General features: G+C 63.7%; 11 protein-coding genes. 1 reads left to right on the top strand and 10 read right to left on the bottom strand.

The features are described from left to right. Positions 1-153: 153 nt before the first annotated feature. Positions 154-1965, top strand: coding sequence for a 2-isopropylmalate synthase (gene leuA / locus CH293_RS13270; RefSeq protein ID WP_037108420.1), 1812 nt, complete (start codon positions 154-156; stop codon positions 1963-1965). 19 nt (positions 1966-1984) lie between these two features. Here leuA and CH293_RS13265 read toward each other — a convergent pair whose 3' ends face one another. From CH293_RS13265 to CH293_RS13220, 10 genes are all read right to left on the bottom strand, one after another. Further along, a complete protein-coding gene (locus CH293_RS13265; protein ID WP_037143222.1) occupies positions 1985-3487 on the bottom strand; it encodes a DHA2 family efflux MFS transporter permease subunit in 1503 nt (500 codons plus the stop codon). Beyond that, on the bottom strand, positions 3484-4338 hold the full coding sequence (locus CH293_RS13260) for an MBL fold metallo-hydrolase (protein ID WP_052068028.1): 855 nt from the start codon (positions 4336-4338) through the stop codon (positions 3484-3486). Before CH293_RS13260 ends, CH293_RS13265 begins: the two co-directional genes overlap by 4 nt. Before the next feature lie 167 nt (positions 4339-4505). Then, complete coding sequence (locus CH293_RS13255; protein WP_020110997.1) at positions 4506-5114, bottom strand: TetR/AcrR family transcriptional regulator; 609 nt, start codon at positions 5112-5114, stop codon at positions 4506-4508. 91 nt (positions 5115-5205) lie between these two features. Next, positions 5206-6342 carry a thiolase gene (locus tag CH293_RS13250; RefSeq protein ID WP_037143219.1) on the bottom strand — a complete coding sequence of 379 codons (1137 nt, stop codon included), beginning with the start codon at positions 6340-6342 and terminating at the stop codon, positions 5206-5208. Then, positions 6339-6803, bottom strand: a complete 465-nt coding sequence (locus tag CH293_RS13245; RefSeq protein ID WP_217900762.1) for a Zn-ribbon domain-containing OB-fold protein — start codon at positions 6801-6803, stop codon at positions 6339-6341. The genes CH293_RS13250 and CH293_RS13245 overlap by 4 nt, the downstream gene beginning before the upstream one ends. A 37-nt stretch (positions 6804-6840) precedes the next feature. Further along, positions 6841-7647: an acyl-CoA thioesterase domain-containing protein gene (locus CH293_RS13240; RefSeq protein WP_052068027.1), complete on the bottom strand. Its 807-nt coding sequence runs from the start codon at positions 7645-7647 to the stop codon at positions 6841-6843. Further along, a complete protein-coding gene (locus tag CH293_RS13235) occupies positions 7644-8489 on the bottom strand; it encodes a MaoC family dehydratase (RefSeq protein WP_094720468.1) in 846 nt (281 codons plus the stop codon). Before CH293_RS13235 ends, CH293_RS13240 begins: the two co-directional genes overlap by 4 nt. Then, on the bottom strand, positions 8489-9418 hold the full coding sequence (locus CH293_RS13230; protein WP_033190088.1) for an SDR family oxidoreductase: 930 nt from the start codon (positions 9416-9418) through the stop codon (positions 8489-8491). Before CH293_RS13230 ends, CH293_RS13235 begins: the two co-directional genes overlap by 1 nt. Beyond that, a complete protein-coding gene (locus tag CH293_RS13225) occupies positions 9415-11580 on the bottom strand; it encodes an acetate--CoA ligase family protein (protein ID WP_094720467.1) in 2166 nt (721 codons plus the stop codon). Before CH293_RS13225 ends, CH293_RS13230 begins: the two co-directional genes overlap by 4 nt. Before the next feature lie 52 nt (positions 11581-11632). Further along, complete coding sequence (locus CH293_RS13220; RefSeq protein WP_094720466.1) at positions 11633-12805, bottom strand: acyl-CoA dehydrogenase family protein; 1173 nt, start codon at positions 12803-12805, stop codon at positions 11633-11635. Between the last annotated feature and the right edge of the window lie 66 nt (positions 12806-12871).

Genomic DNA, 12871 nt, shown 5'->3' with positions numbered 1-12871 from the left:
GAGGTGGAGGTGCGGTAGTACACTCGCATTCATGCAGCGCGCGCTTCTCCTCGATCGCCGCGACGGGGTCTGATCCAGACTGGCTTCCCGTCGCGGGGTTTCATCGCGCCGGTCGATATCCAAGTACAGCCAGTAACCTCGGAGATCACACCAATGTCACCAGCCGACGCTTTCACATCCGGATCGCGCACCATCACTCCTCCGTCGCGGCCCGCTCCCAGCGATCAGCCCGTATGGAACACCCAGAAGAACTCGTCGATGCCGACGTACCGGTACCGCCCGTTCGCCGAAGAAGTCGAGCCCATCACGCTCCCCGACCGCACGTGGCCGGACAAGGTCATCGACCGAACACCGCAGTGGTGTGCCGTCGACCTGCGTGACGGCAATCAGGCTCTCATCGACCCGATGAGCCCAGCACGCAAGCGTCGTATGTTCGATCTGCTGGTTCGTATGGGTTACAAGCAGATCGAGGTCGGGTTCCCCTCCGCGAGTCAGACCGACTTCGACTTCGTTCGCGAGATCATCGAAGACGGCGCGATTCCCGACGACGTGACCATCCAGGTCCTGACCCAGTGCAGGCCGGAACTGATCGAGCGCACGTACCTCGCCTGCGAGGGCGCGAAGAACGTGATCGTCCATTTCTACAACTCGACGTCCATTCTGCAGCGGCGCGTCGTCTTCCGCGCCGACCGTGACGTGATCAAGAAGATCGCCACCGACGGTGCCCGCAAATGCCTCGAGGTCGCCGCGAACTACCCGGACACCGACTGGCGGTACGAGTACTCGCCGGAGTCCTACACCGGAACCGAGCTCGCGTACGCCAAGGAGGTGTGCGACGCCGTCGTCGACATCATCGACCCGACGCCCGAGAAGCCGATCATCCTGAACCTGCCCGCAACGGTGGAGATGGCGACGCCCAACGTCTACGCCGACTCCATCGAGTGGATGAGCCGCAATCTCGATCGGCGCGACAGCATCATCTTGTCGCTGCACCCCCACAACGACCGCGGAACCGGCGTCGCTGCAGCCGAATTGGGCTACCAAGCCGGAGCCGACCGCATCGAGGGATGCCTGTTCGGTAACGGTGAGCGCACCGGCAACGTCTGCCTGGTCACGTTGGGGCTCAACATGTTCACCCGTGGCGTCGACCCTCAGATCGACTTCTCCAACATCGACGAGGTACGCCGCACCGTCGAGTACTGCAACCAGCTGCCCGTGCACGAGCGTCACCCGTACGGCGGCGACCTGGTGTACACCGCGTTCTCCGGAAGCCATCAGGACGCCATCAACAAGGGCCTCGACGCGATGAAAGCCACTGCGGACGAGCAGGGTTCGGATATCGGCGAGATCACCTGGCAGGTTCCGTACCTGCCCGTCGACCCGAAGGACGTCGGTCGCACCTACGAGGCCGTCATCCGAGTCAACTCGCAGTCCGGCAAGGGTGGCGTCGCGTACATCATGAAGTCCGATCACGGCCTGGCGCTGCCGCGTCGACTGCAGATCGAGTTCTCTCAGGCGGTGCAGCGCATCACCGACGGCGAAGGCGGCGAAGTCTCACCCAAGGAGATGTGGGACGTCTTCGCGCAGGAGTACCTGTCACCGATCCGCCCGCTCGAACGCATCAAGCAGCGCGTCATCGCCGCCGAGACAGACGGCGGCACCGACAACATCGTCGCGACGGTCAAGCTCGACGGTGTCGAACAGGACATCACCGGCTCCGGCAACGGGCCGCTCGCAGCCTTCGTCGACGCCCTGTCGACCGTCGGTTACGACGTCAGCGTCCTCGATTACTCCGAGCACGCCATGTCCGCGGGCGACGACGCTCAGGCCGCTGCGTACGTCGAAGCCTCCGTCACCGGACCGAACGGCACCGCCGTCACCGTCTGGGGTGCAGGCATCGCGACCTCGATCACCACAGCATCCCTGCGCGCCGTCGTCTCGGCCGTCAACCGGGCGCTGAAGTAGGACTCCGCTGCACCGCCGGTCATCGTCGACCGGCGGTGCGCGAGTGTCGTGCGAAGAGTGAGACTCCGACTGTCAGGATTGCCACCGCGATCATCGCGATAATTGTTCGCCCGTATCCGGTCAGTAGTTGCTCGACAGCCGAGTCCGAGATCTCGCTGATCGTGCCCGCGAACACGAACTTGCGCAGGTCGAGCGGTAGCGCACTCGTCACGACCGACAGAATCACAGCAGTGCCGACGACGAATCCACTTGTCTGCAGCAACAGGCGCATCGCGTTGGCGATCCCCAGTCTTTCGTCGGGCAGGTCGCCCATGATCGCTGTCGCGTTGGACGGCATGAACAGACCCGAACCGAAACCGGCGATGGCCAACCCCACCAGAAGTACCCAGAGCGGCATTCGGCCAGTTGTTCCCACGAACAGAACAACGAGCGCCACGACTGTCACGACATTGCCCGTCACGGCGAGGGTCGACGGCGACACGATCCGCTGCAACGGACCCGAACTGAGCGATGCCGTCAGTGCTGCGATGGCCACCGGCAGCACCATCACTCCAGCGACGAGCGGTGTGACCCCCGAAACCGCTTGGAAGTACAACGCCATCAGCAGTACGACGCCACTCTGCGAAATCGAATTGAGAAACGACGCAAGCAGTCCGAATCCGAACGGCCAGTGCTTGAACAACTGGATATCGATCAAGGGATCGTCGACGGACTTCTCGAACCACAGGAACAGGGGAACGATTGCAGCGCTGACGATCAGCCCGCCGATGACGAGAGGGTGCGACCATCCGAGCGATGTGGCCTGCGACAGCGCCGCAAGACCGCACGTCAGTGCCACGAGGATCATGGCGTTGCCTCGCAGATCGAGCGAGTACGAACGACCGGTCCGCGGTGACGGCTTCAGGGCGATGAATCCCCACAGCAAGCAGAGAATCCCGATCGGAACGTTGAACCAGAAGACCCATTGCCAGCCTGCCTGTTGAGCGAGCAGTCCGCCGAGCGTCGGTCCGCAGAGCTGAGCGATGGAAAACGATGCGAGATAGATGCCCATTCCCTCGCCGAGTCGACGGCGCGGAAAGGCCGCAGTGACAAGAGCTGCGCTGTTGGTCAACAGCATTGCGCCGCCCGCAGCCTGAATCACCCGGAAACCCACCAACCACCAGGCATTGGGAGCGAGCCCGCACGCGATGCTTCCGACGGTGTAGAACGCGAGCCCGGTGAGATACATCGTTCTACGACCGAACATGTCCGCCATGCGACCGAACGCCACGAGCAACACCGTGTTGGTGAGCATGTAGGCGAGGAGTATCCAGCTGGCGGCAAGACTACTGGCATCGAAATGTCGTGCGACCGTGGGGAGAGCGACGTTCAGTGCGCTACCGGACATTCCTATCACCATGCTCGCGAAGGCGACCACACTCAACGTCCGCCATGCATCGCGCATGACCTCACGTTCCGGGCGCGTGTCCTGCTCCGCTTCACACCGAGCGTCGGCCTCGCCGGTATCGGAACGTGCCGTCATCGGGCATCGTCCTGCAGGACGGTACGGCCGAGCGCCGATTCCTCGTTCAGATAGTTGACCATGGCGAGGATCGAGCTGCGGGCAGCCGAGAGGACGTCGGGGTGCTCGACCTCCGGGTACATCCGGGTAACGAGCTCGTCGATGGACATCTCCCGCTCGGACAACAGGTCACGCACCTGTCGAATCCTCCTGTTGCGCGCGTTCAGTCGGCGATCTGCCGACGCAGCCAAGTCCGCGACAACGGGACCGTGCCCGGGTAGTGCGGTCACGGCGGTCGACGCTCCGAGCGCTCGCAACGTTCGCAGACTGTCGAGCATCTCTCGCAGCAGTTCCGGGTGCACCACAGGGGATCCGCTGCCCAGCAGGGTGTCTCCGGTGAACACTATTCTGTCGGCAGGCAAGTAGACGCACAGTGAATCCCGTGTGTGGCCGGGCGTCGGAAGCAACCGGACTTCGATTCCGTCATCCAGTTCGTCGGGAAAGTTGCTGTGAGACATCTCTTTTCTGGCTCTCACGATTCGAGCGCCCGTGGCATCCACGATGCCGCTCGCGGCACCCTCGTGATCGTTGTGACCGTGTGTCAGCACCACGTAGGACACCGAGCGGCGTCCGATGACCCGAAGTAACGACTCGATGTGGTCTGCATCCTTCGGTCCGGGGTCGATCACCGCACAGGCATCGGCGTCCGGTTCGCCGACTATCCACGTATTGGTGCCCTCGAAGGTCCATGCTCCCGCATTCGGGGCGAGAAGCCACTCGACCCTCGGCGCCACCCGTGTTGCCACACCAGGAACCGGCACGGCATTCTTCGATACCGATTCTTTCGACACTGCATCGTTCGAGATCCACATCGCGGCCTCTTTCAGAAGTAACTTCTAGAATCGTACTCGAAAATCTATCCGAATTCGAGCGCCACGATAGCCAAAATTGCTACAGCGAAAGAGAATTCACGACATACACGAATACGGCCGGCCCGCCTGAAAACAGGCAAGCCGGCCGTACTGGTTGTCGAGCTGTGTCAGGGTGCGGCAATCCTTCGAATCATGTCGCACATGATGTCCGCCACTGCGTTCGCCTGCTTCTTGGTTTTGCAGTTCAACACCACTTCGCGAGAAGACTCCACGATAATGTCGGTCAACACCCCCAGGGCGATCCTGTGCTCACTGTCGTCGCCCGGGCCGAGAAGTGCCGAGTTCTGTCGAATCCACTCGATCCTCCTGTCACGCCTCAATTTTTCGAACCCGGGGGGCCCATCGGTATCGAGGAAGACCAGCGCGACATCCCGGCGTTGCCAACTTCCCGCGAGGAATGCGCGAGCGCCGATACAGAACAGCTCCAACGGATCTGCCGTACCCGATCTGCGCTCGGCCAGCACCGACGAGCGAACCTGCTCCAGATGCGCCGAATTGTGCCTGTCCCACAGGGCACTGAACAGCTCGGCCTTACCGCCGAAGTGATGGTACAAACTGCCGGTACTCGATCCTGCACGCTCGACGATGTCGGAGATGTTGGCGTTGAGAAATCCTGCTTCGGCGAAGACGTCCAGCGCGGCGTCGAGAAGCTTGCGCTGGGTCTCCCCGGTCTTGCTCCACTGCCACGTCGTCGCCGAAGCCGCCCTGTCGGTCATCGTGTCCCCCCAGCGTCGTCCCGCTTCTGCGTCAGGAGAGCGTAATTCTAGAATTGGCGGACGGTCAAGTCGAGGCGGCCTGATCATGTCCTCAGGCGGCCCCCAGTATCAGAGTGGCACCGGCCGCGAACATACCTCCGTTGCCCTGCACGAGCGACGTCCGTACGCCGTCGACCTGGGCAGCGGCGGTTCCTCGCAACTGACGCACGGACTCCAGAATCGCGAACATCCCGTACATTCCGGTGTGCGTGTAGGACAGTCCTCCGCCATTGGTGTTGACGGGCAACGTTCCTCCGGGAGCGGTGTTCCCCTCTCGCACGAATTCTCCGGCATCCCCACGCCCTACGAATCCCAGGTCCTCGAGCCCGTAGAGCGGTAGATGGGCGAAGGCGTCGTAGATCATGACGTGGTCTATGTCGGACGTCGACAGGCCGGCGGATCGGAACGCGTCGGCTCCGGAGTTCTTGAAGCCCTTGAACGACGTGAAATCCTCCATCATCGAGATACCCGGTCCTTCGTACCCCTCACCGGTTCCGAGGACGTGCACGGGTCGTACCTCGAGATCCCTCGCTCTCTCCGCGGTCGTCAACACCAGAGCACCGCCGCCGTCGGTGACCAAGCAACACTCGAGGAGGTGGAACGGCCAGGCGATGACCGGAGAATTCTGGACGTCGTCGACGGTGATGGGGTCACGGAACTTCGCACGGGGGTTCAAGCCTGCCCATTTCCGTTGTGCCACTGCCACATCTGCGAGATGACGCGCCTCGGTACCCGTCTCCTTCATGAAACGCAGGAAGGGGAGGGTGAACCGACTCGGCGGCCCGGTCACGCCGTAGGGCGCCTCGAACTGTCCCGGTAGCGACGCGGGGTCCGGTGCGTACGCGGGTGCACCGACTCGTGACCGCCCCGATTCGCCGTGGGTGATCAGCACGACCGAACACTGACCCGATTCGAGCGCGGCCACCGCATGGCGAACATGCGTCAGAAAGGACGTACCGCCCACACTGGTCGTGTCCATCCAGCGCGGCGTGATGCCCAGGCTGTGCGCGACAGACAACGGCCCCGGCATGGACACTCCAGCGATGCCGTCGACATCGTCGATCGTCAGGCCGCAGTCCGCGAGCGCGTTCCGGGCAGCCTCGGTATGCAGCTTCAGCGTCGAATGGTCCGGTAGAACACCGATTTCATCGGTTTCGGCGGCGCCGACTATGACCGTTCCCGAGCTCATTCGTTGCTCCCTTCGGGCCGGAACACCGGTACCTTGACGTCGCCGCGGTCCTCGAACTGCACGACGAGAGGCAGGTCGAGCGGCAGCAAATCCGGGTCCGGGTCCACGCCGACGATGTTGGTCATCATCCGGGGACCTTCCTCCAGTTCGACGACGGCCACGACGTACGGACCATCGTTCTCGAACCCCGGTCCCGGCCGGTGTTCGATGACGTACGTGTGCAGGGTCGCGCGGCCCGAACAGTCGATCCACTCGACCCGTTCCGAACTGCACGACGGGCACAGATCGCGCGGATAGAAGTACGTCGTGTGGCACTTCGAGCAGCGCTGCACCACGAGTCGTTCCTCGGTGGCGCACGCCCAGAAGTGGGCGGTCTCGGGCGTCGGTTTCGGCGCCATTTTGGGGCGCGCGGCCGCAGCGGGTGCGGAGATGCGCCGAGCATGGACCGTGGAACTGGTCATCGGTTTCTCTTTTCTCGGTCGTCGTACGTTCGTGAGGTTAGTAAGGAACTGCAGCCGACGCCGCCGTACCGATGCGGCCGTGCACGTCGTGGAGAGCGCACACCGACACCGCTATACCGTTGTCCGCCTTGTGGTCCAGGTTCTCGAAACCGATCCACGGCCCGATCGGAAGGCGGCTGAGATACAACGTCACGTCGGCATTGATGAACTGCAGGCTGTCGGTACCCATGTTGGTGAACGGACTGACCCAGTCCGCCGCCATCGCGGCGATCTCGAACGGAGAATCCGCCGAACCCTCCAGCAGCGGGCATGTCTCGCGGAACCACGAGAACTTCCGTGTAGGTGCACCGTCGCCGCCTCGGCGAACTTCACCGAAGTGCCGTGGTGCCCGACGCTCGGGAGGTGGCAGCAAGTCGGGCGCCGGTGCCTTGTACAGCTCCGGCACCCACGCCACCTGGGCTGCCTCACCTCCGGACCGCAGCGCTTGCACGCTGGCGAGCGCCACCGGCGTTCCGTCCACGGACGCCAGCACCTCGACGATGCGCACCCGTCGTCCCGATCGGCGGACCGAGGTGGTGATGTCTATCGGCTGCATCGGAATCGGCCGAAACAGGTCGGTGGTCATGCGCGCGGGATGCAGGCCGGCCAGATCCGAACGTTCCACTTCCCTCGCCATCAGACCCGACACGAGTCGTCCGTGCACGAGGTTCTTCGACCAGGGACTACGCGCATGTGGTCGCGGCACGTACCGTCCCTCGTCGCCGTCGAAGAATGCGGCGCCGTCGCCGACATCGTGTTCCGGTGCGGGCGCCGGCGTCGGGCCCGCGTCGGTTCCGGCAGTCATGCGACCACTACCGTTCCCCGGTCGATCACGACCGTTCCGTCCGACAGTTCGGTTCGAAAGCGCGTGCCGTCGGCGGTGTTCCAGATCGACACCATCAGATCCTGACCGGGGCGAACCGGCTTGGTGAAGCGGCCCTCCATCGAGCGCAGCCTGGCTGGATCGGATCCGCAGAGTTCGTGCAACAGGGCACGACCGGTGATTCCGTACGTGCACAACCCGTGCAGGATCGGCCGGTCGAATCCGGCGCGTGCCGCGAACGACGGATCGGAATGCAGCGGATTTCGATCGCCCGAAAGGCGGTAGACGAGCGCTTGTTCCGGCCGCGTCGCGTAGGTCACCTTCGCGTCGGGCGCACCCGACGGCATGGGCGCCACCTCCGGACTCGGGGCCCGTCCACCGCCGACCGTCTCGCCTCTGATGAACATCGACGAGCGAGTGGACGCGACGGGGGCGCCCGTCACGCCGTCGACGGCATCTGCTTCGACCACGACGAGCGCGCCGCTCCCCTTGTCCTGCATGGATACCACCCGCGAGGTGACCTGTACGTCCCCGTCGACCGGTAGCAACCCGTCGATGTGGAACGACTGTTCGGCGTGGACCAGCATGGCGGGATCGAAGTTCCCCAGCTTGCGTCCGGACGGGGCCTGTGTAGCCAGGACCGCGAACGTGGGGAGCACGCGTTGGTCGACCTGGGCCGAGTTCTCGGTGACGAACGGCAGCTCGTGCAGGGTGTGGTCCTGCCCGGCGCCGACGCCCACGGCGTACAGGAGGGCATCCTTGGATCCCCAGGTCCTACGTGCCGGATCGCTCGGTACGCCGACAAGGGATTCGTCGAGCGGCATCAGCGCACTCCTTCGGGTATCGACCCGTTCATGCCCGCGTTCGGCGCGGCCTCGGCGACCAACCGAGGAATCACCTCGCCGAGTTCGCCTGGTTGCCACTTCGCGCCCTTGTCCTCGCTCGGTCCCGCATGCCAGCCTTCGGCGACGCTGATGTGGCCGCCTCGAACGTTGAACACTCGCCCGGTGATGCCACTCGACTGCTCGCTGCCCAACCAGACGACGAGGGGAGCGATGTTGTCCGCCGCGGACGGATCGAATTCACCGGGTGCGGGCTTCTCGCGTCGGGCATTTCCTCCGAGGTTCTCGGTCATGCGAGTGAGCGCCGCGGGTGCGATGGCATTGACGGTGACGCCGTACCGGGCCAGCTCCATCGAAGCGATGATCGACAAGCTGGCAATACCGGCCTTGGCCGCCCCGTAGTTGCCCTGCCCGACGTTCCCGTATATCCCGGACGACGACGAGGTGTTGATCACCCGAGCATCCACTGCCGCGCCCGATTTGGACTGCCGCTTCCAGTACTGAGCGGCATGGTGGAGGGGCAGAAACGTTCCGCGCAGATGCACCCGGATGACGTCGTCCCACTCCGCCGCAGTCATGTTGGTCAACATTCGATCTCGCAAGATGCCTGCATTGTTGACGAGTACGTGGAGGTCACCGTATTCCTCGATGGTGTCGGTTATCAGCCGGCGAGCGCCTTCCTCGTCCGACACGTCGGAACCGTCGACGCGGGCGCGACCACCCTCGGCTCGAATCATCTCGACCACGTCGCCCGCGGGACCGTCCGCACTGCCGGTTCCGTCGACGTCGGCTCCGATGTCGTTGACGACGACAGTCGCCCCTTCACGCGCGAACTCGAGCGCATGCCCGCGGCCGATGCCACGTCCGGCCCCGGTGACGATCACTACTCTGCCTTCACAGATCCCTGTCATCGAAACTCCTCGTCCTTCTCTTCGTCTGTCGCCGTCCAGGTGATGAGTGCATCGAGCGCCTCGCAGTGCGAACCGTTCACCATCAGCGGATTGATCTCGAGCGCCTGCAGTCGGTCGCCGAGCCCGGCCGCGACGTCGGCGACCGTCTTGACCGTGCGAGCGAGTGCATCGAGGTCGACCGGGGTCGTGCCGCGTGCACCCTTCAGCAGGGTGATTCCGCGTAGGCCCTCGATGGCCTGACGAACGTCGTTCTCCGTTACCGGCAGTACCTTGACCGCGGCGTCCGCAAGTACTTCGACCCACACGCCGCCCAATCCGACGGCGAGCGTCAACCCCCACACCGGGTCCCTGACGACACCCACGAGCATCTCGATTCCGTCCATACTGCGTTGGGGTTGGACGACGGTTGCGACGCCGCGGGAGCCCAGTTCGGTCAAGGCCGACGTCACCGAGTCGAAAGCGTCGCGCACCGCGTCCGGACCGTGCAGGTTCAGCCGGACTCCGCCGATGTCGCTCTTGTGACCCAGACCGTCGGCCACGGCCTTGAGCACGACGGGATAACCGAACTCGGCTGCCGCAGTCACGGCCTCCTCCGCCGTCGACGCCAGCGTCGTCGGGACTACCGGAACTCCCTGCTCGGCAAGTAGTCTGCCTGCCGAATACTCGGTCCACATGCCCGTCGGTTCACGATCGAACGTCAGCGGCACGGGATCGACTGCCACGTCGGCGTTCTCGGCCACCGTCGCCCGATGCAACGCCCCCCAGCGAACAGCGTTGCTCAGCGCAGTCATACCGTGTTCTATGCCGCCGAGCACATGCGGAAAGTCGACGGAGTTCGACACCGACCGGCCGTAATCGGTGACGTCGGTGAGAACAGTGCTGAGCACGACCGTCGGCACGGCCGTAGTGCGAATGTTCTTCGCGGACTCACCGTATGCGGTCAACGCCGCATCCGGGTCCGGACCGGGAACTCGCGGCAGTTCCGACAGGAGAACGGCGAAGTCGACGTCGTCGTCCTCCGCGACCACCGCGAGCGAGCGGCGCATCAACGTCCGGTCGATCACGACGTAACCGGTCACATCGAGCGGATTCTGCACGGTGGCGAAGTCCGGCACGATCTCGTGCAGCCTGTGAGTGGTGTCGGCCGAGAACGTCGGTAGTTGCAGTCCCTCGTCCTCGGCGCGATCGGCGATGATTTCCGAGGCCCCACCGGAGGGCGTGACGACCCCCATTCGCGGTCCGGGCAGTCCACCGCCGAGACTTGCCATCAGACCGGCCGTGAGGATGAGATCTTCCAACGACCTGACCCGAATGACGCCCATCTGCTCGAACGCGGCGTCGATGACGGAGTTGTCCCCGACGAGTGCCCCGGTGTGCGCGAGTGCAGCCCGCGCGCCCAGTGCGCTTCGGCCGATCTTCAGTGCGACGATGGGCTTGCCTGCCTGCAGGGCCCGGTGCGCTATCCGACGGAACTCGACCGGATCCCGTACAGATTCCAGGAACAACGCGATGACGGAGGTGGCCGGATCGTCGACGAGATACTCCATCACGTCGGTCACGGACATCATCGACTCGTTGCCCATGGCGGTCAGGAAGCTCAAGCCGACGTTCCTGGTCTGCGCGAACTGTAGAACCGAGCTGGCCAATGCACCGCTCTGCAGGACGAACCCGACGGACCCGGTCAGGAGCGGGCGTCCGATGGGCAGACCGTAGGGAGTGATTCCCTCGGCCGCGTTGATGAAACCGTTCCCGTTCGGACCCAGCACCGTCAACCCGCTCGCCCGCGAGAACGCCACTATCTCGTCTTCGAGCGCTTTGCCTTCCTGGCCCGTTTCGCCGAATCCCGACGTCAGGATCACTGCCGCGCGCACGCCCTGGTCGACGGCGTCGCGCAGCGTCGGCAGCACCACCGTCGTGGGAACCATGACGAAGACGAGGTCGACCACCTCCGGCAACTCTGCGAGCGCGGAGTAGGTCTTCTCGCCGTGCACGACGGCACTGCGGCGATTGACGAGGTACACGTTCCCCTCGAACTCGCTGTCCTTGATGTTTCGAAAGGTGTTGAGGGACCACGGCGACTTGTCCGTCGCCCCGATCAGCGCAATTGATCGGGGTTCGAAGAGCGCACGCAGGTCGATGCCTTCGATGGTCGGGTTGGTCATGTGACGAGTTCCTGTCTTCGACTGAGGCGTTCGATTACCAGCATCACCGGCGTCAGTGCCCGAAGCCGTCGGAATTGACATATCCCTTGATGAGATTCCGCGCGATCGTCCGGCGCTGAATCTCGTCCGTTCCTTCGAAGATTCGAAGCAACCTCAGTTCGCGATACCACCGTTCGATGGGGAGTTCCTTCGTGTAACCCATCCCGCCGTGGATCTGCAGCACGCGGTCGACGACGTTGTTGGCGGTGATCGACCCGTGAAGTTTCGCGACCGACGAGACATGACGTGCATCGACGCCCTGCGCCACTGCCCACGCTGCGCGAAGCGTGAGCAGTTTCGTGGACTCGATCTCGACGTGAGAGTCTGCGATCTGCCACTGGATTGCCTGGTACTCGGCGATCGGGTGCCCCATCGACACTCGATTCTTCGAGTGCTCGATCGCCATCTGGAGAAGCCGTTCCGCCGAACCGATGGCACGGGCGGGGATCATGTACCGCCCCTGCCCGATCCAACTCATCGCAAGGTCGAATCCTTTGCCGACCTCGCCGAGGACGTTCGATTCCGGCACACGCACATCGACGAAGGACAATGCAGCCGGTCCCCACTGCCCCATCGTCGGGATAGGAGTAGACGTCCATCCCATGTCGCGATCGACGATGAAACACGTGACTCCCCCGTTCGCGCCCTTCTCCTTGTCGGTCACCGCGAACACCATGACGAAGTCGGCCTCGTTACCTCCGGTGATGAAGATCTTCTCACCGTTGATGATCCAGTCGGATCCGACCTTGACCGCGCGGGTCTTGATGTTTCGTGCATCGGAGCCGGCGCCTGGCTCGGTTATCGCGAAACACGATCGCCGTTCGCCTTCGATCGTCGGGATCAGATACCGCTGCTTCTGATCGTCGTTCGCGCCGTACAGAATGTTGTCGGCGGAACCACCGAACGAGAACGGCACGAAGGTCCTGCCTGCCTCGGCAGCGATGATGGCGCTCATCACCGGGCCGAGGTTCGCTCCGCCGTACTCCTCGGGTGTGTTGATCCCCCAGAATCCTGACTTCTTGGCCTTCGCGCGTAGCTCCTTCACGACGCCGTCCTCTAGGCCCGGCCTACCTTCGCGCTCGTTGCGCAGCACTTCGCTCTCGAGCGGAATGACCTCCTTCTCGAGGAATGCGCGCACCGACTTGCGCATCAATTCTTCTTCTTCGTTCAGGGCGAAATCGACCATGACCTGACTTCCCTTCCAGGAGTTCGGAGCTACGATTCGTAGGAGGATCGAATCTCATTCTAGAAC

The organism is Rhodococcus sp. 14-2470-1b (genome assembly GCF_002259415.1).
In the GTDB taxonomy this organism is placed as follows: domain Bacteria; phylum Actinomycetota; class Actinomycetes; order Mycobacteriales; family Mycobacteriaceae; genus Rhodococcoides.
This window is presented reverse-complemented; position numbering and strand designations above follow the sequence as displayed.

Coding starts and splice junctions, on each gene's coding strand:
- CH293_RS13250 (WP_037143219.1), bottom strand. CDS start 6,342: ATGAGCTCGGGAACGGTCATAGTCGGCGCCGCCGAAACCGATGAAATC.
- CH293_RS13255 (WP_020110997.1), bottom strand. CDS start 5,114: ATGACCGACAGGGCGGCTTCGGCGACGACGTGGCAGTGGAGCAAGACC.
- CH293_RS13235 (WP_094720468.1), bottom strand. CDS start 8,489: ATGCCGCTCGACGAATCCCTTGTCGGCGTACCGAGCGATCCGGCACGT.
- CH293_RS13240 (WP_052068027.1), bottom strand. CDS start 7,647: ATGACTGCCGGAACCGACGCGGGCCCGACGCCGGCGCCCGCACCGGAA.
- CH293_RS13260 (WP_052068028.1), bottom strand. CDS start 4,338: ATGTGGATCTCGAACGATGCAGTGTCGAAAGAATCGGTATCGAAGAAT.
- CH293_RS13220 (WP_094720466.1), bottom strand. CDS start 12,805: ATGGTCGATTTCGCCCTGAACGAAGAAGAAGAATTGATGCGCAAGTCG.
- CH293_RS13265 (WP_037143222.1), bottom strand. CDS start 3,487: ATGACGGCACGTTCCGATACCGGCGAGGCCGACGCTCGGTGTGAAGCG.
- CH293_RS13225 (WP_094720467.1), bottom strand. CDS start 11,580: ATGACCAACCCGACCATCGAAGGCATCGACCTGCGTGCGCTCTTCGAA.
- CH293_RS13230 (WP_033190088.1), bottom strand. CDS start 9,418: ATGACAGGGATCTGTGAAGGCAGAGTAGTGATCGTCACCGGGGCCGGA.
- CH293_RS13245 (WP_217900762.1), bottom strand. CDS start 6,803: ATGACCAGTTCCACGGTCCATGCTCGGCGCATCTCCGCACCCGCTGCG.
- leuA (WP_037108420.1), top strand. CDS start 154: ATGTCACCAGCCGACGCTTTCACATCCGGATCGCGCACCATCACTCCT.